Here is a 22,562-nt window from a genome sequence, read left to right on the forward strand (position 1 = left end):
AATTAGCGAGGAGAAATATAGCGGCACTAACAGCCCGGTTGGTGCCGCGACAAGATTTGCTTTACTGTCCAAAAGCAAAGAGCCTAGCAAGTAAACCACAGTCTTGGGTTTACTCATGCTAGGCTCTATTTTTATGACTTCTTTTAATTGCTTGGCGTTGGTCTAGTTAAGCTTTATTTTCCGTTGTAATGACGGTACTCAAACACCTGACCTTCTTCATTAAACGCATACACAGAATACTCGTCTTTCTTATCGCCATATTCCATGCCCGGTGAGCCCATTGGCATACCTGGAACCGCTAAGCCAATCGCATTGCGTGGTGGGTTTTCTAAAAAGGCTTTAACGTCCTCTGCTGGAATGTGCCCTTCAAATACGTAACCGTCGATCTCTGCAGTGTGGCAAGAGGCTAGTTTTTGCGTTACCCCTAACTTCTGCTTTATTGGATTCATATCATCGTGGAGCTTCTCTGTAACATCGAACCCAGCATCTCGCATATGTTCTGTCCATTCTGTGCAGCAGCCACAGTATGGAGACTTATGGTTTAGAACATCAGTCGCGAGAGCTTGTCCTGAAATTGCAGCGAGTGCTGTAAGAGTCATAATTTTACGAATCATGGTTAACCTCATGAATATGGTTTTTGTTGATATTAGAATGTGTGGGTTTGAAAAGTCTTAATCTGTTGGCATTGCTTACTACCGTAATTGACGACATCGCCATCGCAGCGCCTGCAACTACAGGACTAAGCAGAAATCCGAAAAATGGGTAGAGCACACCGGCTGCGATAGGAATACCAAGCGAGTTATAGATGAAGGCACCAAACAGGTTTTGCTTCATATTTCTTACGGTCGCTTGGGACAACTCGATCGCATTGCTTACTGATAATGGCGATGAGTTGAGTAGCGTCATTTGCGCACTTTCAATCGCGACATCACTGCCACTGCCCATTGCGATTCCTATATCTGCTTGAGCAAGAGCTGGTGCATCGTTAATACCGTCTCCGACCATAGCAACACTCTTATATTGCTGTTGAAGCTGAACAATATGCTGAGCTTTCTGCTCTGGAAGCACCTCCGAGATAACCTCGTCGATACCGACACTTTTACCAATCGCTTGAGCAACAAAATCGTTGTCGCCTGTTAATAGCACGGTGTGAATTCCGGCGGATTTTAGTTGAGCAATGGCTTGTTTGCTATCTATTTTTAATGCGTCTGAAATGCCCAATATGCCTTCGAGTTTTTGGTCAATCACAATGAAAATAGGCGTCCACGCTTGCGAGCGGCAAAGTTCGATAAAATCCGCGCCAATCTCAGTATTGATGCCTAACTGGGTTAGGTATTTAAGCGAGCCAACTTGCACGTTCTTGCCGTTAATTGTTGCCTGTACGCCAAGCCCTCGTTGGTTTTCGAACTCGCTATGAGGTAGTGCTGAAACTTGTAGGTTCTCTGCGTATTGGCAAACAGCTTTGGCGAGTGGATGCTCAGATCCCACTTCTACTGAATAAGCATAAGCCAGTAACTCTTGCTCTGTTAGATTAGAGTAAAAGGCCTGTTGAACGGTTGGTTTTCCTTGGGTCAACGTACCTGTTTTATCAAACACAACAGCATCGATCTTGCTGGCAGACTGCAATACATCCGCATCTTTAATAAGAACGCCAAACTCAGCCGCTTTACCTACGCCAACAGTAATCGAAAGTGGTGTGGCTAGGCCTAGCGCACATGGACAAGCGATGATCAGCACTGTGGTTGATACCACTAACATGTAACTGGCACTTGGTTGTGGACCTACAAAAAACCAAATTAAGGCGGCAACCGCTGCGATTGCGACCACAACCGGAACGAAAACGGCTGAGATAGAATCGGCAAGCTTGGCGATTGCTGGTTTACTGCTTTGCGCTTGGCGAACCATTTGAATGATTCGAGCCAACATGGTGCTTGAGCCAATTCCAGTTGCTTCAATGATTAAGCTGCCATCACCATTAATGGTACCTGCTGAAACCCCATCATCGAGCGATTTAACGTTGGGAAGCGGTTCACCAGTCAGCATCGATTCATCGATATAAGATTCGCCAGATACCACAACACCATCAACCGGGACTTTTTCTCCCGGTTTCACTCGTACTTGCATACCGACTTGAATCGCCTCTACGGCGATGGTTTGTTCTTTACCATCGACGATAACCACGGCTTTTTGAGGTTGTAAATTAATCAGTGCCTGCAAAGATTTGGTGGTGCGTGCTTTGGCTTTAGCTTCAATGTAGTGCCCTAAAGAGATAAGGCCGACAATCATTGCACTTGCTTCAAAATAGACATGACGCGATGGTTCTGGGAACCATGATGGAATCAGCACAACCAGCATAGAGTAGAACCATGCTGCGCCCGTACCTAAAGCAACTAACGTATCCATGGTCGCACGCTTATGCATGAGTGATTGCCAAGCGTTAGTGAAGAAGCTGCGTCCTGAAGTGGCTAGCAGTACCAAACAGACGACACCGATTAAGCCCCACGCCAATTGGTCGTTAAATGTAGCAATGGTCATGCTGCCACCGAACAGACCCCACGCCATCAGCGGAGCACCGATAAGCAGCGCGCTTACTGAATTCTTTAGTAAAGCTTTTTGGGTACGAAGTTGTTGTTCTTGCTGTTTTTGTTGTTGAGTCGCCGCGTCATCAACGAACTCGGCACCATAACCTGCGGTTTTTACCGATTCTATTAGCGCGCTTTCGATGACGTCACGTGTTTTAGACGTGAAGACCAAGGCTGTCTGTTCAGCGAGGTTGATCTGCGCTTGGTCGACGAACTCATTCTTTTTCAGCGCTTTCTCTACCGAAGAAACACAACTTGCACACGTCATTCCCTCAAGAACAAGGTGATAAGTATATTGGCTAGCTGCAGGTTTAGCTTGTGTCGGTTCAGCCGGCGTTGGTTTTTTATTTTCTTCTGAATCTGAATTAGATAAAAGGTCATTGGCTTCAGAGTAGGGAGCTGCGTGATAACCCACACTTTCGACTAGCTCAATAATCTCGGATTCTTCAAGCAGAGTAACCAACGACAATTCATGTTTGGTGACGTTTAGATTTGAGGCTTGCTCAGTTTGTTGAATCGCCTGAGTCAGTTTGCTCACACACTTACCGCAGCTAAGACCAGATAGCGAAAGGTGCAGTTTATTACCCATGCTATAACCAAGCGTCGCTAGTTGTTCGTTGAGTTGAACGTAACTAAAAGGAGTGGAAATATCGATGTATGTCGGCGATATGTCGTTGATCTTCGTATTATCGAGACCATCAAACAGTGTGCGGACTTTCTTCGCACATCCCATGCAATTTAGGCCGTTGAGTGCGGTTGTGTAATGCTTCATATCGATACTCCAATTCTCATCTACGCCCAACATAAACCTTACCGTAAGGGTAAGGTCAAACATAAATTCAAGAATTTGATCTTAGTGGCATATGAATGGGTGGGTTAAGTTTGTGGGATAGGCGAGAGTTAAAGAAAAGCATGGCTATAATTTACTGGCTCAGGCTATAGATTTGCTACATCGAAGCTGGATTTGGCCTTTCTACAGTCGCTTTCGCACAAGATCCGCGCATTAATCATTCACTACTGATTGTAGATTTAAGCGGTGGTGATAAAATAGCGCCCAAAATTTAGTGATATTTTTCTGTTGCAGGCTTTGTAATGGCAATCACTAAAAGAATCACCTACATAATCAAGGTATTTAAATGACGGTTAAAACTCGTTTTGCTCCTAGCCCAACTGGCTATCTTCACGTTGGTGGTGCACGTACTGCACTTTACTCTTGGCTATTCGCTAAGAATCAAGGTGGTGAATTCGTTCTGCGTATCGAAGACACGGACCTTGAGCGTAACTCTCAAGAAGCGGTTGATGCAATTCTAGAAGGCATGCAATGGATGGGTATGGAATGGGATGAAGGTCCTTACTACCAATCTAAGCGTTTTGACCGTTACAACGAAATGGTTGATAAGCTACTTGCTGAAGACAAAGCATTCAAATGCTACGCGTCTAAAGAACTGCTTGATGAGATTCGTGCAGTACAAGAAGAAAACAAAGAAATGGCTCGTTACGATGCGAACCACCCTAAAATTGTTGCAGCAAACGAAGCAGCAAAAGAAGGTGATGCATGCGTTATCCGTTTCCGTAACCCTAAAGAAGGCAGCGTAGTATTTGATGACCAAATCCGTGGTCGCATTGAAATCGCGAACAGCCAACTTGATGACCTAATCATTCGTCGTACAGACGGTGCTCCAACTTACAACTTCGTAGTTGTAGTGGATGACTGGGATATGGGCATTACACACGTTGTTCGCGGTGAAGACCACATCAACAACACACCTCGTCAAATCAACATCTACGAAGCACTAGGCGCGCCAGTTCCAACTTTCGCTCACTGTGCAATGATTCTTGGTGATGACGGTGCGAAACTTTCTAAGCGTCACGGTGCTGTATCAGTAATGCAATACCGCGATGAAGGTTACCTACCAAATGCACTAAACAACTACCTAGTTCGTTTAGGTTGGTCTCACGGTGATCAAGAGATCTTCTCTCAAGAAGAGATGATTGAATTCTTCAGCCTGAACGCAATCAGCAAGTCTGCATCTGCATTCAACACTGAAAAACTACTTTGGTTGAACAACCACTACATCAAGACTTCTGAGCCTGAGTATGTTGCAAAATACCTGCAATGGCACCTAGATGCACAAAAGATCGATACAACAAACGGCCCGGCTATCACTGAAGTGATCAAGCTAGTTGGCGAGCGTTGTAACACGCTTATCGAACTTGCTGAGCAATCTCGCTACTTCTACGAAGATTTCTCTGAGTTTGAAGCCGGCGCAGCGAAGAAGCACCTACGTGGTGTTGCTAAAGGCCCACTAGAGCTTGCTCTTGCTAAGGTTGAAGCACTTGAAGAGTTCACTACAGCAAACATCAAAGATGGTGTGATTGCAGCAGTATGTGAAGAGCTAGAGATCGGTATGGGTAAAATCGGCATGCCACTTCGCGTAGCAGTAACAGGTGGCGGTCAGTCTCCTTCTGTTGATGCTGTGATGGAGCTTGTTGGTAAAGAGCGCGTAATCGCTCGCATCAAGATGGCTCTTGAGTTCATCGCAGAGCGTGAAGCTAACGCTTAATTGAGCTTTTGCTAGATTCAAAAAAGGGTCAGTAACTTGGTTACTGACCCTTTTTATTTGTCTCGAGTTTTAGCTAATAAATAAGCTTAAATCTTTTTGAAGATGATTGAGGTGTTAATTCCGCCAAAGGCAAAGTTGTTGCTCATCAGATATTCAACATCCAATTCGCGACCTGAGCCCGTGATGTAATCAAGCTTGCCGCAGCGTTCGTCGATGTTCTCAAGGTTCAATGTTGGGCTGAACCAGCCTGAATGCATCATCTCTAGGCTTAACCAAGCTTCAATCGCACCACACGCACCCAGCGTATGACCAAAGTAGCTTTTCAATGAACTGATTGGCACTTCACCAAAGATGTTCGCGGTCGCATTACTTTCTGCAATATCGCCTTTATCTGTTGCCGTTCCGTGCGCCGAAACATAACCAATTTTTTCAGCAGGAAGCTGTGCATCTTTCAGCGCTTTTTCCATACAGATTTGCATGGTTTCCATCTGAGGTTGAGTCACATGAGCGGCATCGCAGTTGCTGGCAAAACCGATGATCTCAGCGTAGATCTTTGCGCCACGAGCCACAGCATGTTCATACTCTTCAAGAACAAGTGTACCTGCGCCTTCACCGATAACGAGGCCATCGCGCTCACTGTCGTAAGGACTAGGGGACTTCTCTGGTGTGTCGTTTTTTAAACTGGTAGCAAAAAGGGTATCGAAAACGGCAGACTCAGTTGGGCATAGCTCTTCGCCACCACCGGCCACCATCACAGTTTGGTAGCCGTGTTTGATCGCTTCATAGGCGTAACCAATCGCTTGGCTTCCTGAAGTACAGGCACTGCTGGTGGGAATCACACGACCGCGCAGGCCAAAGAACAGTCCAACGTTGACCGCAGCTGTGTGTGGCATCATTTGAACATAGGTGGTTGCTGTAATTGCTCGTGTCGATTTCTCGTTAAGCATCACGCCAAACGCACCAACCGCATCGGTACTGCCGGTTGAAGACCCGTAGGCAATGCCAGTTTCTCCGTTAGTCAGAACATCATGTCCAATCAACCCGGCTTGTGTTAAAGCATCTTCAGTCGCGACAGTGGCTAAGCGAGAAACCCGACCCATGCCTCGAACCTGTTTGCGTTTGTAGTGTTTTGGCAACTGGAAGTCATCAATAGGCGCAGCTAGCTTAGTGTTGAGGCCATCATACTGCTCAAAGCTTGGCATATATTGGGTGGCATTTTCACAGGCTTTTAGTTTCGGCTCGATGTGCTGCCAGTCATTACCAAAGGCAGTAACACCAGACATGCCAGTTACAACAACGCGGCGGGTCATACTAGGCCTCCATTAACTGAAATTACTTGGCGAGTGACGTAGCCTGCAATATCAGACATGAGATAACTCACAAGGCCTGCAACTTCTTCTGGCTCGCCCATGCGGCGCAGTGGAACTTGGGGAAGGGCATGATCTTTCACGTGCTCATCAACCATGCCGGTATCAATTAAGCCTGGAGCGACACAGTTTACCGTGATCTTGCGTTTCGCTAACTCTAAAGCTAGAGACTTAGTTGCGCCAATTACGCCCGCTTTTGCTGCGGCATAGTTGGTTTGGCCGCGGTTACCCATGATGCCGGATACCGACGCCAGAGTAACGATTCGCCCGCCTTTGCGTTTTTGAACCATTGGCATCACGCACGGGTGAAGTACGTTGTAGAAGCTGTCGAGGTTGGTATGGATCACGCCATCCCACTCTTCTTCAGTCATGGCTGGGAATGCTGTGTCACGAGTAATACCCGCATTGTTCACCACACCATAGTAAGCGCCATGCTCGGCAATATCTGACTCAAGCGTTTCGCGACATTCGCTGCGATTGCTGATATCAAATTGGATGAGACGTCCTGCGCCACCCAGTTCGGTGATCGACTTTAACGTGTCTTCAGCACCTTGCTTGTCACCCATGTAATGAACGGCAATTTCAAATCCGTCTTTCGCGAGTTGAATAGCGATCGCTTTACCAATGCCTTTGCTGGCACCTGTGACTAAAACCTGACGGGTCATGATGGGCTCCTAGTTTTCATTTCTTGTAATTTTTGTTCGGTCGGAACGTAGACATTGAGTTGGCATTGAGCCACTAACTGACCTTGGTCTTCGACTCTGGCGGTAAACACGGCCATGCCACTGTCTTCCATCAGTTGCTCGGCGTAGATATTAAGGGTCTGACCTTGAGTAAACTCATCACACAGTGACTTGTAACGGCGAGACCCGAGTAAGAATCCGATTGGGGGAGTGGTGCCGTTTTTCAGTGCATGATATCCAGACCATGCCGCTACAGACTGTGCCATAAACTCGATACCCACATAAGCGGGTACGGTTTGAGATTCAGCATTAAAGAACAGATTATGAGCTCCAATATCGACCTGACAGTGAATCGACAACGCCTCTACGCTGATAGCACGATCGATTAATATCATCGGATCATCGTGTGGAAGAAGTTGGTCTACAGAAGGGATATCAGTCATTTACTACACCAAAGATCAGGCTAATGTTGTTGCCACCAAAAGCGAACGAGTTGCTTAAGATGTTCTTTACTTTAAGTTTCTGGGAACAGTTTACCAAATCAATCTCAATATCTTCAGCTTTATCCTGACATTTTTGTAAGGGAAGCGGTAAGTCATATTTTAAAATATGCCATGCTATTGCAGCCTCTATTGCACTTGCGGCTCCAAGAGTATGCCCGGTAAGAGGCTTGGTGGAACTGACGGGAACCTTGTTTGCAAAAATACGATGAATGGCTTTGCTTTCCATTGAATCATTGAGTGGAGTTGCGGTGCCATGAGCATTGATATAACCGATGTCTTCAGCTTGTAACTGAGCAGAATCTAACGCTTTTATCATCGCTTGTTCAGCGCCGTTCCCTTCAGGGTGGGGCGCTGAAATATGGTGTGCGTCAGAGCTATCACCACAGCCTAACAAGGCAATGCTAGGTATATTCTGGTTTGTATTAGCAACATTCAGTTTTGTTTTGCTGAGCAACATAAACGCCGCCGCTTCACCGATGTTGATACCATTTCGAGAGGCACTAAACGGTTTACAATGTGTGGTTGAAAGTGCTTCAAGGCCATGAAAACCATTGAGCGTCAGCTTACATAAGGTGTCGACACCTCCAACCAACACAGCATCAGCCATTCCAGAATCTAACAAGCGTTGAGCGGTAAGAAAAACACGGCCGCTTGATGAGCAGGCGGTCGAGATTGCGTAGTTTGGCCCTGTTAATGAGCAATATTGACTAACAAACTCAGAGGGATTCCCTAGCTCTTGTTTGGAGTAGTGATAATGCTCAGGAAACTCACCGTTTGCCAATTTATATTTGAAAGCGGCTTCACCATCAGAAATCCCCGAGGTGCTTGTGCCGATAACAACAGCAATTCTATCTGCGCCAAATTGTGATTTTGCTTGCTCGATAGAGTCTTGGATTTGATTTAGAGCTGATAACGCCAGTTGATTGTTACGAGTGGCGTATTGTGCGAGATTGGATGGAACCTCAGGCAGTTCGCCCGCGACCTTACCCACGATAGTGTGTTTACCATCATTCAGCATATCGCTTACTTCAACCATGTTCGATTCACGCGTATCTTTGAGGCAGCCATGAATGTCAGCAACGCTTGAGCCTAATGCGGAGTGGAAACCACAGTCTTGGATATAAATAGGCATAGTATTCAGCTCTTACTTGGGTTATCGACAATCGTTGAGTTCAACGTTTGTATGGTGATGGTGTAGCCTTGAATCAAATGCTTGAAAACAATGTCTCCAGAGAGCTTCGGTTCATTGGCTCTTGCTTGATACTCGATACGAATAATGGCTTGTTGGTCGTCGTCAAACACGGTTCTTGTATTGTCAGTATCGACTAGATGCCAACCTATGGTTTGCAAAGGCTGAGTCCAGGCTTCAGTCGGCCATAAGGTCAGCATCAAATTAAATAGCACCTGTTCAGGTTGTGGCAAAGTTGCGCCAAGCCCAGACAAAACCTGCGTATTAATCACTTGATTTTGATATTGCAGCGATAGGATGCGAGTACCCCAAGAAGAAAATCCCGCCAAAACCACTTTATCCGCTGTCACTTCGACTTGAACAGGAAGTTGCTGCGTATCGGTTTCCCACGTAGCGCTAATGAGCTGACTGGCCGTGAGGGAGTATCCCAGTTCAGCTGGCAATGGTAGTGCTAGCTCGGTGTCATTGTTGATAGACACACTTGCACCAGTTGGCTGCTGAGAAACCATCGAGCAGGCACTGAGCAGTACACCCACTAGCGTGACGAAGGTTACCTTTAATGTCCTGATCATCTAAAAACCTCTCGAGAAGTTGGTCTTTCTACGTTTTTGCTATTGTTGATCGCGAGTGGCGAAAGTAGCCACGCGATAAAGATCCCTGTCAGAACAGTAACACCGAAGCTATGAATTGCATGAGTCTGACTTAGTGACAATAAGCCAAATGAAAGCAACGTCGTGAGACCCGATAGGGTAATCGCTAATAAGGTGCTTAGTGATTTCTTCTGCTCAGCAAAGAACAGGGTATAGTCGATACCAATCCCTAAAATTAGAATCAGTCCAAGCAGGTTAAACAGATTCAGTGTTGAGCCTAAAATGCCCGTGACCGCTAAACCTGCGACTCCGGCAATCAATGAAGGCAACAGCATTAATAGGCTTTGCTTAACACCGTAGCGCCAACCTAAAACCATCCAAATAGCGGCCAAAGCTATCAATAATAGCTCGGTGATCTTGACTCTGTATTCCGCAAAGAGAGCGGAGATTTCATCGGCTTTATTAAGGTATTTAACACCTTGTTGCTGAGCAAAGCTTGAATCGAGCCATTGAGAGAACAGAGCTGAGTTTGTAACGTCTTTGATCAAAATGACTGACGCCGCTTGTCCATCGATAGGTTTTAACCAAAGTGGTCGAACAGGTTCTGACACCGGTGATTCCAAAAACCCAGATACCGTGATTGCTTCGAACTTAGGTAATTCTGGAAAGCTAGGCCAACCAAGAGTGTTCTGTAAGATATGGCTTTGCTGGCGATAGAGTTGTTCAACCAATTGATAGTTATCATGCTGGTCTTGTTTACTTAACAACTGCTGATTGATGCTGCGATATCCTGAGATACCTTGGCTATCGATTAAAGAGTCTAAACTCGCGGTGATTTCTGCCAGTTTTATGAGTAGCTTTTGATCGCTCTTAGCGGTCACCAGCAGCATATTTTGGCCACTGCCTAATCCTGATATCTCAGTAATGGCTTGCTCTTGCTGTTTGAGTTGATCAGGCATCGCTTGAAGTTGGCGAATATCGTCGTCGTAGCGAATTTGACTGAGTGATATCAAGCTAACGACAGTCACTATTAATGGTAAGCCAATTCTAAACTTTTGGTTGCTCCAGAGACTTAACCAAGTATGCCAAAGCTTCGACAAGGGAAGCGGGCGTTCTTGGCTTGGTTTTGCAGCTAAAACTGGGTACCAACACACCACGCTGGCGTAAGCCGCAATAAGCCCAATCGACGAAAACAGAGCAAGTTGCTGTAACCCCGGGAAAGGTGCCACCAACAAACCTAGGTAGCCAATCAAGCTGGTGATCAGACCCAAGGTGATCGCAACGAGAATATGTTTCAACCCTTTGTCGCTTTGCCATTGATTACTCGCCGCCAAACGATCGGTTAGGTAATGAAAAGAGTAGTCGATGGATACGCCAATCAAGCTGGCACCGAACACCAAACTAAATAGGTGAACCTTGCCGAAGATAGCGACGGTGCTTGCAAGCGCAACCAACAACCCAGTGCTGATGGAGAGCAAGGATAAGGCAAGTGGTAGGGCACTACGAAACGTCAGCCACACCAATAAAATAACACCGGCTAATGAGCCCAAACCAATAGTACTGATTTCTGATTTCGCGCTTTCGGTGCCGTAATTTGCGTAGAACACCACACCGGTATGCTGCACTTTGACGCCAAACTGCTTTTCGACCTCGCGCTCAATTGAATCAAGATCGGGAAGTTGCTCTTGAATGGCCAAGCTATAAGGTGAACCCGCCAGAGTCGCCGTGACCAAAATATGAGTTTGGTCATTAGATTGAGCGGTGAGGTACCCCTCTTTCAGAACAAAGTTACTTGATTGAACGCCAACTGCGCTGATGTAGTCGCGAAATAGCAGAAATGGATCCATCGACAATTCGGCTGCAGTGACGCCTGAGAAAGGATTGTACAGAGATTGGATGACATATTGAGCTCGCGAATCTGGCGAGTGTGTCAGTGTCTCTTTTTGTTGTTGGGTCAGCAGTTGAGCTCGGTGACGAAAGTAGAAATCGCTCCACTGGCTTTGGGTGCTGGCGTTGATTTTGCCTTGAACTTGCTTAAACAGAGTTGGCTGACTTGAAAAAGCTCTTTGGTTGAGAGCTTTTTCAAAAGCGTCGGTCGCAATCATGGCTTGGTCGATGTCGGGGGCGCTGATGATAAACACTACTTGCTCGCTCATCGAGCTGGATATCTGCTGAAAGGCTTGCTCTACCATTGGGTCTTGCTGGTTTTCTGGTAGTAACTTTAGAATGTTGCTTTCAATCGGTACCGACGAAGAAAAAGCGAATTGTTTGATTAACAATCCGCTAAATAGTACTACGATAACAAGCCAAACAAGGGCCAGACTAGAGTTGGAATTGTTGCGCTTCAGCATCTGATAATACTTCCGGTAGATGGCTTAATTGGCTAAATTCGATCACCGTGCTGTCTCCACGAATCTCTCTCAACTCAATACGTTCAATATCATTTTTACCTTGCAGCGTAATGGCTTCAAACACCGCGTTCATCGGAGCACTTTTCGGCTTTAGAGTGAGTGTCCATCGTGTGTCTTGTGAACTTGCGTTTGCACTTTCATCAGTGTTTGTAGTGGTTGCAGGCTCAAAGTCGAGTGAGAATTGTTCTTGGAGTTTTTGCGTATCCCCGTGGAACACCGATAAGAATATATGGCTGAAATAAAACGCCATTGGGTTTTCTTTGTCGGTGATGATTTTAGCGGGTTGATCAGCAAACCTTTGGCTCAGTTTGTTATCGGTTAGCACCAAGCTAACAGGAAAAGGGGTAGTTTGTGTCCAAAGCAAACCATTCGACTTGTCTAATAGGAAAGTACCTTGTGATGTTAGAGGCTGGGCGAACATTTCCATGTTGCGCGTTTGGGTGAACTCACCATGCACTATGTTGTTTGCGCTTAATACTATTTGCAGATCTGAAATAGAACCAACCGTAGCTGTACTTTCATTAGCAATAACAAAACTACTCGCCATCATTGAGGCAAGCCCTAGTAATGCGATGCTGATGTGTTTGCGACTGCGTTTAAACAGACTCATGTTTCACCTGCTGCTGTGTGTTAGATACTTGAGATGGGTCTGATTGTTGGTCGCTTGGTTGCTTCTCAGTTGTTTGGGGTAAGTCGCCAAACTGGTGCCAGTGCTCGACTTTATCTGTAAACACTTTCGGTGAAGCGAAGCACATCTCTTGTTCTTCAATGGTCACCGCAACCTGCATTGTGTGGGCGCGTGTCATGCGAGCACCTGTGTTGGCATCGTGAATTTCGTAGTCAACACGCAGGCGGTTTTCCCATTCAGTCAACTTAGCCGATACCTTGATCTGATGATTGAACGGTATCGCCTTAATGTACTTTACACGCGTGTCGATGATCGGCCACATGTAGCCCGAATCCTTCATCTCATGGTAGTTGTACTCAATCTTATCCATCATGATGCGCCTAACTTCTTCAAAAAACCGGAAGTAGTTGCCGTGATAGATCACGCCCATCGGGTCGGCATCTTGGAATGAGGTAATCAGAGTCACCTCAGATTGTAATGGATGAAGGATTTCAGACATAAATCGCTCTCAACAATATTGCGTAAAGGGTTGGCTACTTTATGAAGTTAGCTACTTTTGAGGTTAGCTACTCTATGAGTAAAGTGACCAGTGCTGACTTTGAATACGAGCAATGAAGTGGCGTAGATCGCCTTCAAGTGGTCGATCTTCTACGATAAATTCAAACTCTTTGAGCACTTCGTCGCGAATGTGCTTTAGGTTTTCACTCATGTGGTGCTCATCAAGCTCATTGTGGCGCTTACGAAGTTCAAGTGCTTGTGTACCCGCCAGAAGAGATGCTGCCGCAACTTGTTCAGTCAGTTCCAGAACACGTAAACAATCACGAGCTGCGATGGTGCCCATACTGACTTTGTCTTGGTTGTGGCACTCGGTTGAACGAGAGAACACGCTTGCCGGCATTGTGTGTTTCAATGCCTCTGCTGTCCAAGCTGAAACGCCAATCTGCACCGCCTTGAAGCCGTGGTTGATTGGCTTACGTTCGCCTTCTGCGCCTGTTAGGTTAAATGGCAGACCGTTATTGAACTTGTAGTCCATCAACTGCGCCATTTGACGGTCAAGTAGGTCTGCAAGGTTGGCTACCGCTGTTTTTAGTGTATCCATTGCCATTGCGATATGGCCACCGTAGAAGTGTCCACCGTGCAGTACGCGCTCATTGTCGCCATCGATAATCGGGTTATCGTTAGCGCTGTTCAGCTCGTTCTCAATCATTTGGCGTAGCCAAGGTAGAGAGTCTTGAACCACACCAATAACATGTGGAGCACAACGCAGTGAATAACGATCTTGTAGGCGATCACTGTTGCGTGGCGGGCGATCGGCTTGCAGGTCATCGCGCAGCCATGCAGCAACTTGTTGTTGACCAGGGTGAGGTTTCACTGCGAACAAGGCTTCATCGAAGTGGAAATCGTTGCCTTGCATACCCACAGACACCATTGCCGTGATCTTAGTCGATAGTTGAGCTAGGTATTCTGCGCGCTTGTAGGCGATACAAGCCAGAGCCGTCATTACTGACGTGCCATTCATCAATGCTAAGCCTTCTTTTGGCTTAAGCTGGATAGGGTTAATCCCTAGCTCTTTGTAAACGTCACTAGTAGGGCGAACTTCACCTTTGTAGATAACATCGCGCTCACCAATCAGTGCTGCCGCTAAGTAAGACAGCGGCGTTAAATCGCCACTGGCACCAACCGATCCTTCTTGAGGAATACGTGGTGAGATATCTTGGTTGATCAGAGTAACGATCTGGTTGAGCAAATCATGAGTCACACCAGAGACACCTTGCGACAGAGAACAAAGGCGCGTTGCTAATACTGCACGAGATTGTTCGTGAGACAATATTTCGCCTAAACCACAGCCATGAAAGCGCGTTAGATGCAATGGCAATTCATCAACAAGGTTTGGTGGAATTGCTACGGTACATGAATCTCCGTAACCAGTTGTCACGCCATAAATCACGCCTTCTTCTTTCAGTAGGCGCTCTAAGAAAGCGACCCCACGGTCGATCTTAGATGTGAAGGCTTCACTTGAGTTCATCGAGGCTTTTGCGCCTTGTGAGATAGCGACAACATCCTCAATCGTGAGGCGTTCGGCACCAAAGGTGATGCTATTTGGATTCTTTTTCGTCATGGTGCTTGCTCAATGTCCAAAAATTAAAAAAGTTGTACCACTGAAGCGGTGCTTTCAGTGTGTAGTGCTCAAGTCGGTCTGCGTATTTTTGCACGACTTGCTGTAAATATTGTTCGCGAGTTTTTCTGGGTAGTTCTACCTTGTCGCTAAAATGCTCGAAATAGACATTAAAATGCGGCTTAGATTGTGAGTCATCACGTAGCCCAAATAATAGAAATACTGGCGCTTTGAGAACAGAGGCTAACATAAATGGCCCTTGAGGGAAGGGCGCTTCCTTACCCAAGAACTCAGCCCATACTGAACGGCTCTCTTTGCTGGTGGAGGTTCTATCGCCAACAATCACAATCCACTCACCTTGTTCCAATTTCTGTTGCAACAAGATAGCAGTATCAGGCCCCATTGAAGTTACCTGAATCAGGTTTAAATCAGACTGCGGGTTGACCGCTTTCATCACCGAATTAAAACGTTCAGCGTGCTCGGTAAAAACCAGTGCATTGATTTTGATGTTTGAGTGTCTGCGACCTAAAGCGCGGCACAATTCGATGTTGCCAAGATGAGAACCTAGGATTAGCACACCTTGCTTATTTGCCACCATGCTCTCAAATTGTTCTTGACCATGAATCGTCAGGTTATCGACCGAAAAATCCCCTTTCCATGCAGCCAACTTGTCTAGCATGGTATGGCCAAACGAGAGCAGATGGTTATAACTGGTTAATTCCGCTGGTAACTCAATATTCTGTTGTTCAGCGTATGCCTTAAGCTGAAATAGGTACTGTTCTGAGGCGTTTCGTGCACGTTTGCCCGTTAGATGGTAGTAACGCATCACACCGCGTAAAATCAGATTAAATACGCCTCGGCCTAACAAGGTATAAACGGCCAATAACAGTTTGATTCCCAGCACAGTGCCGCGTTCTTGAGTACGTGACCAATGGGGTTGTTCTGAACCTATCTGTTCGGAATTTACCTGTCTTGAATCTGCCGAGGAATCTTGGCTATTTTCAGCCGATAACTTCTTCGCTGAATCCGACTTGAAATGACGCGCGATCAGTTTTGGTGCTCTTGGCAGCATGCCGAAGAACAGTCGCGTGTGCATCCAACTGATTTTTACGTTGTCCCACAGTGCATCGAAATGAGAGATACCATTCTCTGGGTAGATAACACGCGTTTCAACGAAGTCGATATCGCAGCCTTCCCAATACAGGCGAACCAGAATCTCGATATCAAAGTCCATTCTCGAACCGACATCGTATTTATTCAGTACGGTTTGCGTCTTATCGATTGGATACGCTCTAAAGCCACACATGCTGTCTTTAATTGATAAAGAAAGGGTTTCTATCCATACCCAGATATGTGTCGCGTAGCGTCCGTAGAGCCTTGCCTTAGGCACGCTCTCGTCATAGACCGGCTGACCCGAGATAAGTTGCAGGGGCTTAGTTTGTGAAGCTTGGATTAATGCGGGTAGGGCGTCTAGGTCATGTTGCCCATCAGCATCAATCTGAATGGCATGACTAAAGCCGAGCTCTTGCGCTCGCTTAATGCCCGCCTTTACTGCGCCGCCTTTGCCTTGGTTCTGATCAAGTGTTGCCAAAGTCACGCTTGGGCTATCGGCAAGTGGAGTCAGAAACTGTTTGGTCTCGAGTTCACTTCCATCATCAACAATAATGATCGGAAGTTTGAAATTAAGAAGTGATGAGACCACCGAGGGCATGGTTGCGCCGTGGTTAAAGCACGGAATTAGGAAGCAAGCCTTGTAGTTGCTTTCTTCAAGTGCGTGTTGAGAAACAGCCTCGGCGCTATTCACTTTTCTCTCCCAGCTTCATTTTGCCTGAAGAGTGAGTTTGTTCGCCATTGTTCGACGTGTAACTAAAGCTCAATTTATCTTTGTCAGCATCCCACTTGAGTGACAGCTGAATGGTCGAATCAGGCAGGATCGGCTCTTGGAACTTGATGACTTCCATGCCTTTAAAGTAACCAGGGACATTCAGCTCTTGAACTGCATAGTGAAGTGCCCAATCAATCTGTGTAACACCCGGAAGAATAGGGAAGTTCTTGAAGTGCCCCTTAAAATCGGTGATGTCCCCAGTAACATGGAGTGTCAAAGTCGATTCTTTCTCTATAGTGTCAACAGCAATGACGTTTGGTTTTCTCTTATCCATGGCGCGTGCTTAGAATCCTTGGGCTGAAAATGGGTGTTGTGACAAAAATATAAAAAGACAGTCTCAGTGTAAAACACGATAAGCGATTTCTATGATTTTACGAGCTGCTCTATGTGAGAGGTTAACCGCTTACCTTGGCTGTTGAGGGGAATCTCGTCAACAACACGATATTTTCTTGGGATGGCGATCGGTTCTAACCACTTTCTCAACTCTGAACGCAGCATCAACCAGAATTTACCTTTACTCATGGTGGCGAGTTTCGCTTGGCCTTCCTCTGATAATACCAAAACCGACGCTAAGATTAAGCGCTCAGGTTCTTCAAATGGAATCACCACGCACTCACTGATCCAAGGAAGTTGCTCTAGTCGCTTTTCGACTTCAACCAGTGATACTCGTTTTTCTTCTATCTTGATCACTCGATCGGTTCGGCCTTTCAATATGAATTGATTGCTCGAGACCATTTCGCACTCATCGGCGGTTTGATACCAGTTGTTTTTGTCGATGTACGGCGACAATAACTTAATGCAATTCTCACTGTCGAGACTAGCCTCAATACAGTCAAAAAGCTGCCAAGGTGTTTGAGCGCTCTCTTGCTGACGAAATGCGATACCGCCGGTTTCAGTGCTACCAAAAACCTCGATGGGCAAATGTCCTAACAAGTTAAGTGCTTGGTGAGCCGATTCGGTTGGTAAAGGGCCACCAGAAGAGAACACACCAGCTAGCTGTGCAGGTTTTGTCTCGTGTTTTAATCGCTTGAGTAGCGCAGGGCTACTGATCAGCACGCTCTGTTTGTTAGCGTGAGATAGGATTTGTTCAGGGTACTCAAGATTGTGTCGAGCAAATGGAACACCAGAACAAAGTGGCCATAAAATTCGGAACAACAGACCATAGATATGTTGGTGTGAGACTGTACTGTGGACTCGGTTGCCCTTAAGTAAATCGCCCCAGTTTTTATCTAGCTGAGCGATTTCAATATCTAGGTGCTCTAAGGTTTTGTCTATAGCTTTGGGCGTACCACTTGAACCTGAAGTAAACAGGGTCAAGTGGATGGCTGCCAAATCAATGGGCGCAAGATTATCGATTAGAGGTTGTTGTGCTTTGGGGTTTGAGTCCAATAAGTTTTGGATATTGCGAACATCACTAACCTCAACTTCACCAATCGAGTCATCAACTAACAGGCAGTCAAAATGTTCACTCAGCTCGGCAAGCGCACAGGGCTGGTAGTTGCCCGGTAAGATGATGTGTTTTTCGCTGACGGCGCATGCCAAAAAGGCCACCGAAAATAGGTAGCTGTCTTGGGTGCAAATCGCAACTCGTTGAAAAGGGGATGAAGATAAAAGGTGTACGAGTTGAGATAAGTCGTCGTTAAATGTTTGCCAAGTAATCTCACTATTGTCGTCAAAGCAGACAATAGATTCAGGGGCTCGGTTTTGACTGAGGAGTTCAGACAATGAGATGTAAGATACGGTTTGGGTCATAACAATTTAACTCTGACGAATGCGCTGTCTTACCACCCACTCTCCTGCAAAGAGTAACCCGGCGAACAAATAGCTGAGTAAGCCATTGTATAGGGTCCAGATTTCAAGAGGCTGGAAGCAGGTATAAAAGGCGATAGAGCCATTGATAACAAAGAATAAACACCAAACTTTGGTGACTTTTCGTGTGTAATCAACGCCACTTTGCGGAAGTTCAGGCTCTTGGAGTCGAGCAAGACGTTCGATAATGCTTTGCGGTTGCCATAGGCTTGAAGCGAATACAGCCAACATACAAACATTAACGATGACTGGATAATAGGTTAACCAGCCATGCTGTTTGAAGGCTAACCCTAATGCCAATAGAACAATTCCGGCACTTCCACTGATCCAAGCTAGGTGTTTTAGCTCTTTGATCTTAGCCTGACTGCCGGTGAAAATGCGGACAGCAAAGATAGCGGCTAAGACGATACCAACGGTTTGTAGGCCAAACTTGTTGAGTCCAAAGTAAACCGCTATTGGATAAGTGAAAAGTATGATTGCCGACAATAAAGTCAGCAGAGGACGCATTAGGCGTCCTTCAATAGTTCAACCACAGACTCCACAACGTCATTAACGGTGCGTACTGCTTTGAACTCTTCAGGTTTGATCTTCTTACCCGTTACGTTCTGTAAATGAACGACCAAATCAACCGCATCAATGCTGTCTAGGTCTAGGTCGAGATAAAGGTGTGCTTCAGGCGTGATATCTTCGGCATCAAGCTCAAACAGCTCAATAAGCGCATCTTTAACCTGGTTGTATACTTCTTGTTGGTTCGCTTGTGTCATAAAGATCTGTCTAGTTGTTTGTTTGAGAAGAGATGTAGTTCGCTAGATTTTCAACTGACGCAAAGTGCTGTCGAGTGTTTGAATCGTCGGCATCGATAACAATGTTGTACTTTTTCTTGATAGCAAGACCAAGCTCAAGTGCATCGATAGAATCTAGTCCAAGTCCATCACCAAATAGTGGAGCTTCTGTTTCAATCTCATCAATGCTCATGTCTTCAAGGTTCAATGCGTCGATGATCAGTTGTTTCAGTTCGTTGTGTAATGTTTCCACTTTGGCCTACTTAATGCTTTATCTGAATGCTGCTTTAAGGGGGCGATTCTACATTATGCGATGTATTTTCGAAATGCCGATATCGCCGGTTGTTTATTGATGAGCTAAATGTTTTCTTCGGAAGGGAATATAGTATGTGCAAGATGATGATTAAGGCGTCTTGCTGCCGAAGTTAAGTTATTTGCATTTTCAATAAATGGTGCGACTTCTATTTTACCTTTCACCGCGATATGAAAAAAGGGTTTCGTCGCAGGAACTTGATACCATTGTTTCTCTTTCGTTAAGAATGTCGGAGAAACCGTAATATGAATCACGCGTAAATCGGTTTGTGTTCGAGTAGCAATTTGCGCCGCACCACGTTGTAAGGATGGTTCAATTCCCGGCGTTGTGCGAGTTCCTTCGGGAAAAACCAGCAGTACATTGCCACGAGCGAAACGTTCTTCACAGCGTTCTAAAAGATCGTCAGGTGCTTGATTGGGTATATAACCTGCCGCTTTAACGATCCTCTTCATAAATGGGTTTTCCCATATTGCCGCTTTGACGAGGCAATCACATTGAGGAAGTTGAGAGGCGATCAGCACATAGTCGATTAAGCTCGGATGGTTGGCAACGATGATGCAGTTGCGATCTTCACGTAGCAGCTCGGCACCATCAATTCTGTAATCAATTGCGCCTGTGAACTTCATGATTTGGCAAAAAGCATTGAATGAGAAGCGAATCAGTCGCTGAACTTTGAGCTCTCTTTGAATGGTGTTTGATGTGGTGAGTGCGATCGAAGGCAAGATCAAAAAGCTGAGAACTAAGCCTCCCAGCCCAAAAGTGGTAAAGCAGAACCCTGTCGCAAACACTCGCCAATATTGGTCTAACTTGCTCATAGCTGTGTTCCTGTCTTGGCGTTATTTATCCACGACCAAGTTTGGTGCTTGCCAGCAACAGTCCACTTATTTGTACCCAATAAGATATGTTGGAGCGTTTGTAGCCCTTGTGGTAACCCGGAAGATGCTTGGTTGGCTTCTACTGTTCTAGTAATAGAGTATTCACCGCCAGTCGTGAGCACTAAACCCAGAGCATAATCGGCATAGTACTGAGTTTCGTATTCTTGATAAAGCTCAGGCAGCGGTTGGTCAAAGTCGATGACTAAGACACGATGCGATGGGTATTGGTGAAGATAAAGGTAAGCTTCAATCAGGGCGTTATGAAAGGTATCTTGCCCAGCAGCGATAGAGGTCAGTGGAATCGGCGCTTTTGCGGCAATCGTTGTGAGACCAGCAGCGGTATTGTGCACCGACTGCGAGAACGCCATTGGTGAGGCGTCATCACCTTCTAAGATTGATTGAATCAATGTGGCAGTTCGGTGCAGCTCACCATGTCGGCTGGCAAAAACCAGAAAATCAACCGAGGTGTCTTTTAATAGAGTCAATGCGGTTTGGACGGCAAGCTTACTTTGCAGGCTCATTCGGCGACGCATCATCGGCGGGATGGCTTTAAATTCAGTTGAGCCATCTTGTGGCCAATCTAAATTTGTACTCCATGTTTGCCATTCGGCAACGGAATTGAGCCCCGCAGAATTTGCAGACCATTTCTCAATATTAAACGACATTAATTGGGATTGATTTGACATAGAGTATTGATTTGCTTTGGGTCTAACTAAATACTATGCGTGCTTATAAATAAACACAGGTAAGGAATTTAAATGAAATTACTAAAAATAGCCGTTTCAATGTTATTCATATTCGTTCTTGCAGGGTGTGGACGTGTCCAACCTGTAATGAATGTTGAGGATACTCCAGTTGCACTTAATCTTCAAAGTAAACAGGTGAAATCAGCTATTTATGAGTCTGCTGAAAACCGAGGCTGGTTGGTTTCAGAAATAAAGCCTGGCTTGATCCGTGCAGAACTGTATGTTCGTTCACACCATGCTGTGATTGAAATTCCTTATAGTGACAAGTTTTACTCTATTCTTTACGTTGAATCAGAGAATTTGAAGTACGACGATGGTGAAATACACCGTAATTACAACCGTTGGGTTAATAACTTAAACGTTGATATTAAACGTAAGCTTGCACAAATGGCAGCTGAGTAATCCTCTATTATTTAAAGTTAGGTTTTTCGTGTCGGAATATAAATTAGATCCATTCAACGCATTAGAAGCAAAAACAGAAGCGCAGAAATTGTCTTTCGCTCCCATTGTTTTTCATACTGCCCGTACACTTCGTGATTTAGGTATCTTGAAAGCGTTAGATGACGCGGGTAATGATGGTTTACCTGCAGAGACTCTTTCGGAAATAACGGGTGTATCTGAGTACGGCGTAAAAGTTCTGCTTGATATGGCGTTAAGTGCTCATATTGTTACTTGGGACAAACCTAACTATAAAATGGCCAACCTTGGTTTTTACCTTCTGCACGATGGTATGACCAACGCAAACATGGATTTCACAGCCGATGTTTGTTACGCAGCGATGATGCATCTAACCGAAGCGATTGAAGAAGGCACACCTGCCGGCCTGAAGGAGCTGGGTGATTGGGAAACCATTTACCAAGGCTTGTCTCAATTGCCAGAAAAAGCCAAAGAGAGTTGGTTTAAGTTCGATCACTTCTATTCGGACCGTTCGTTCCCTGTTTTGCTTGAGAAAGTCTTCAGCAAGAAACCTAAATCGCTAGTGGATATCGGTGGTAACACCGGTAAGTGGGCAATGCAGTGCTGCAATCACGATTCAGATGTTGAGGTCACGATTGTTGATTTGCCGCAACAGCTAGAAATGGCAATGGCAAACGCGACACAACATGGCCATCGAGACCGAGTGACTCCATTCCCAGCCAACATGCTCGACAAACAGCAAGCGCTGCCGACGGGTGCGGATGTGTGGTGGATGAGCCAGTTCCTTGATTGCTTCTCGCCAATGGAGATTCTGAGCATATTAAAGCGTGTTCGCTCTCATATGTCAGAAGACGCGACTGTCTATATCCTTGAACTGTTTTGGGATGCACAGAAATACGATGCGGCTTCTTATAGCTTAAACGCGACGTCTCTCTACTTTACCTGCTTGGCAAATGGCAACAGCCGTTTTTACCGCAGTGAAGATTTCTTAGAGATTGTTGAAGAAGCGGGTTTCGAAGTGGTAACTCGTACCGACGATATTGGTCTTGGTCACACGCTTCTTGAATTGAAAGCTGGCGCGCAATAAAAAATAACAAACATG

At 45.7% G+C, this 22,562-nt stretch carries 22 protein-coding genes; 3 read left to right on the plus strand and 19 right to left on the minus strand.

Translation table 11 applies throughout. The features are described from left to right. Window positions 1–173: 173 nt before the first annotated feature. Both OCU90_RS04035 and OCU90_RS04040 read right to left on the minus strand, forming a co-directional pair. Window positions 174–614 carry a DUF411 domain-containing protein gene (locus OCU90_RS04035; protein WP_004736129.1) on the minus strand — a complete coding sequence of 147 codons (441 nt, stop codon included), beginning with the start codon at window positions 612–614 and terminating at the stop codon, window positions 174–176. Then, window positions 604–3,417 (minus strand): heavy metal translocating P-type ATPase, encoded by a 2,814-nt coding sequence (locus OCU90_RS04040; RefSeq protein ID WP_081090026.1) that lies wholly within the window; start codon window positions 3,415–3,417, stop codon window positions 604–606. Before OCU90_RS04040 ends, OCU90_RS04035 begins: the two co-directional genes overlap by 11 nt. Before the next feature lie 301 nt (window positions 3,418–3,718). Between OCU90_RS04040 and gltX the strand changes: the two genes are divergently transcribed. Further along, complete coding sequence (gene gltX, locus OCU90_RS04045; RefSeq protein ID WP_017088096.1) at window positions 3,719–5,146, plus strand: glutamate--tRNA ligase; 1,428 nt, start codon at window positions 3,719–3,721, stop codon at window positions 5,144–5,146. Window positions 5,147–5,232: 86 nt separating this feature from the next. Here gltX and OCU90_RS04050 read toward each other — a convergent pair whose 3' ends face one another. From OCU90_RS04050 to OCU90_RS04130, 17 genes are all read right to left on the minus strand, one after another. Beyond that, entirely contained in the window at window positions 5,233–6,456 is a 1,224-nt protein-coding gene (locus OCU90_RS04050; RefSeq protein WP_061025634.1) for a beta-ketoacyl-ACP synthase, read from the minus strand. Then, the gene (locus tag OCU90_RS04055; protein ID WP_016767037.1) at window positions 6,453–7,178 is read right to left on the minus strand and encodes a 3-ketoacyl-ACP reductase FabG2; all 726 of its coding nucleotides are present in this window, start codon (window positions 7,176–7,178) and stop codon (window positions 6,453–6,455) included. The genes OCU90_RS04050 and OCU90_RS04055 overlap by 4 nt, the downstream gene beginning before the upstream one ends. After that, window positions 7,175–7,639 carry a hotdog family protein gene (locus tag OCU90_RS04060; protein ID WP_061025633.1) on the minus strand — a complete coding sequence of 155 codons (465 nt, stop codon included), beginning with the start codon at window positions 7,637–7,639 and terminating at the stop codon, window positions 7,175–7,177. The genes OCU90_RS04055 and OCU90_RS04060 overlap by 4 nt, the downstream gene beginning before the upstream one ends. Further along, entirely contained in the window at window positions 7,632–8,831 is a 1,200-nt protein-coding gene (locus OCU90_RS04065; protein WP_061025631.1) for a beta-ketoacyl-[acyl-carrier-protein] synthase family protein, read from the minus strand. Before OCU90_RS04065 ends, OCU90_RS04060 begins: the two co-directional genes overlap by 8 nt. A gap of 5 nt (window positions 8,832–8,836) precedes the next feature. Further along, window positions 8,837–9,460, minus strand: a complete 624-nt coding sequence (locus OCU90_RS04070; RefSeq protein ID WP_061025629.1) for a DUF3261 domain-containing protein — start codon at window positions 9,458–9,460, stop codon at window positions 8,837–8,839. After that, entirely contained in the window at window positions 9,457–11,829 is a 2,373-nt protein-coding gene (locus OCU90_RS04075) for an MMPL family transporter (RefSeq protein ID WP_061025627.1), read from the minus strand. Before OCU90_RS04075 ends, OCU90_RS04070 begins: the two co-directional genes overlap by 4 nt. Beyond that, the gene (locus OCU90_RS04080; RefSeq protein WP_061025625.1) at window positions 11,801–12,499 is read right to left on the minus strand and encodes a LolA family protein; all 699 of its coding nucleotides are present in this window, start codon (window positions 12,497–12,499) and stop codon (window positions 11,801–11,803) included. The genes OCU90_RS04075 and OCU90_RS04080 overlap by 29 nt, the downstream gene beginning before the upstream one ends. After that, a complete protein-coding gene (locus OCU90_RS04085) occupies window positions 12,486–13,016 on the minus strand; it encodes an acyl-CoA thioesterase (protein WP_054548137.1) in 531 nt (176 codons plus the stop codon). The genes OCU90_RS04080 and OCU90_RS04085 overlap by 14 nt, the downstream gene beginning before the upstream one ends. A gap of 72 nt (window positions 13,017–13,088) precedes the next feature. After that, the gene (locus tag OCU90_RS04090) at window positions 13,089–14,636 is read right to left on the minus strand and encodes an HAL/PAL/TAL family ammonia-lyase (protein ID WP_061025623.1); all 1,548 of its coding nucleotides are present in this window, start codon (window positions 14,634–14,636) and stop codon (window positions 13,089–13,091) included. Then, window positions 14,614–16,437: a glycosyltransferase family 2 protein gene (locus OCU90_RS04095; RefSeq protein WP_061025621.1), complete on the minus strand. Its 1,824-nt coding sequence runs from the start codon at window positions 16,435–16,437 to the stop codon at window positions 14,614–14,616. Before OCU90_RS04095 ends, OCU90_RS04090 begins: the two co-directional genes overlap by 23 nt. Beyond that, window positions 16,430–16,792, minus strand: a complete 363-nt coding sequence (locus OCU90_RS04100; RefSeq protein WP_017076840.1) for an ApeI family dehydratase — start codon at window positions 16,790–16,792, stop codon at window positions 16,430–16,432. Before OCU90_RS04100 ends, OCU90_RS04095 begins: the two co-directional genes overlap by 8 nt. A gap of 89 nt (window positions 16,793–16,881) precedes the next feature. Next, complete coding sequence (locus tag OCU90_RS04105) at window positions 16,882–18,270, minus strand: AMP-binding protein (protein WP_061025620.1); 1,389 nt, start codon at window positions 18,268–18,270, stop codon at window positions 16,882–16,884. Between the two features lie 6 nt (window positions 18,271–18,276). Next, on the minus strand, window positions 18,277–18,834 hold the full coding sequence (locus OCU90_RS04110; RefSeq protein ID WP_061025618.1) for a COG4648 family protein: 558 nt from the start codon (window positions 18,832–18,834) through the stop codon (window positions 18,277–18,279). Then, window positions 18,834–19,091 (minus strand): acyl carrier protein, encoded by a 258-nt coding sequence (locus OCU90_RS04115; RefSeq protein ID WP_004739745.1) that lies wholly within the window; start codon window positions 19,089–19,091, stop codon window positions 18,834–18,836. The genes OCU90_RS04110 and OCU90_RS04115 overlap by 1 nt, the downstream gene beginning before the upstream one ends. A 10-nt stretch (window positions 19,092–19,101) precedes the next feature. Then, window positions 19,102–19,362, minus strand: a complete 261-nt coding sequence (locus OCU90_RS04120) for a phosphopantetheine-binding protein (RefSeq protein WP_004736154.1) — start codon at window positions 19,360–19,362, stop codon at window positions 19,102–19,104. Window positions 19,363–19,466: 104 nt separating this feature from the next. Beyond that, window positions 19,467–20,237 carry a lysophospholipid acyltransferase family protein gene (locus OCU90_RS04125; protein WP_061025616.1) on the minus strand — a complete coding sequence of 257 codons (771 nt, stop codon included), beginning with the start codon at window positions 20,235–20,237 and terminating at the stop codon, window positions 19,467–19,469. Beyond that, window positions 20,234–20,983, minus strand: coding sequence for a beta-ketoacyl synthase chain length factor (locus OCU90_RS04130; RefSeq protein ID WP_198594981.1), 750 nt, complete (start codon window positions 20,981–20,983; stop codon window positions 20,234–20,236). The genes OCU90_RS04125 and OCU90_RS04130 overlap by 4 nt, the downstream gene beginning before the upstream one ends. 72 nt (window positions 20,984–21,055) lie before the next feature. Between OCU90_RS04130 and OCU90_RS04135 the strand changes: the two genes are divergently transcribed. Next, window positions 21,056–21,445, plus strand: a complete 390-nt coding sequence (locus OCU90_RS04135) for a hypothetical protein (RefSeq protein ID WP_017084503.1) — start codon at window positions 21,056–21,058, stop codon at window positions 21,443–21,445. Between the two features lie 28 nt (window positions 21,446–21,473). Next, window positions 21,474–22,547: a methyltransferase gene (locus OCU90_RS04140; protein WP_017095992.1), complete on the plus strand. Its 1,074-nt coding sequence runs from the start codon at window positions 21,474–21,476 to the stop codon at window positions 22,545–22,547. Window positions 22,548–22,562: the final 15 nt, after the last annotated feature.

The sequence above is a fragment of the Vibrio splendidus genome, from assembly GCF_024347615.1.
Lineage (GTDB): Bacteria > Pseudomonadota > Gammaproteobacteria > Enterobacterales > Vibrionaceae > Vibrio > Vibrio splendidus.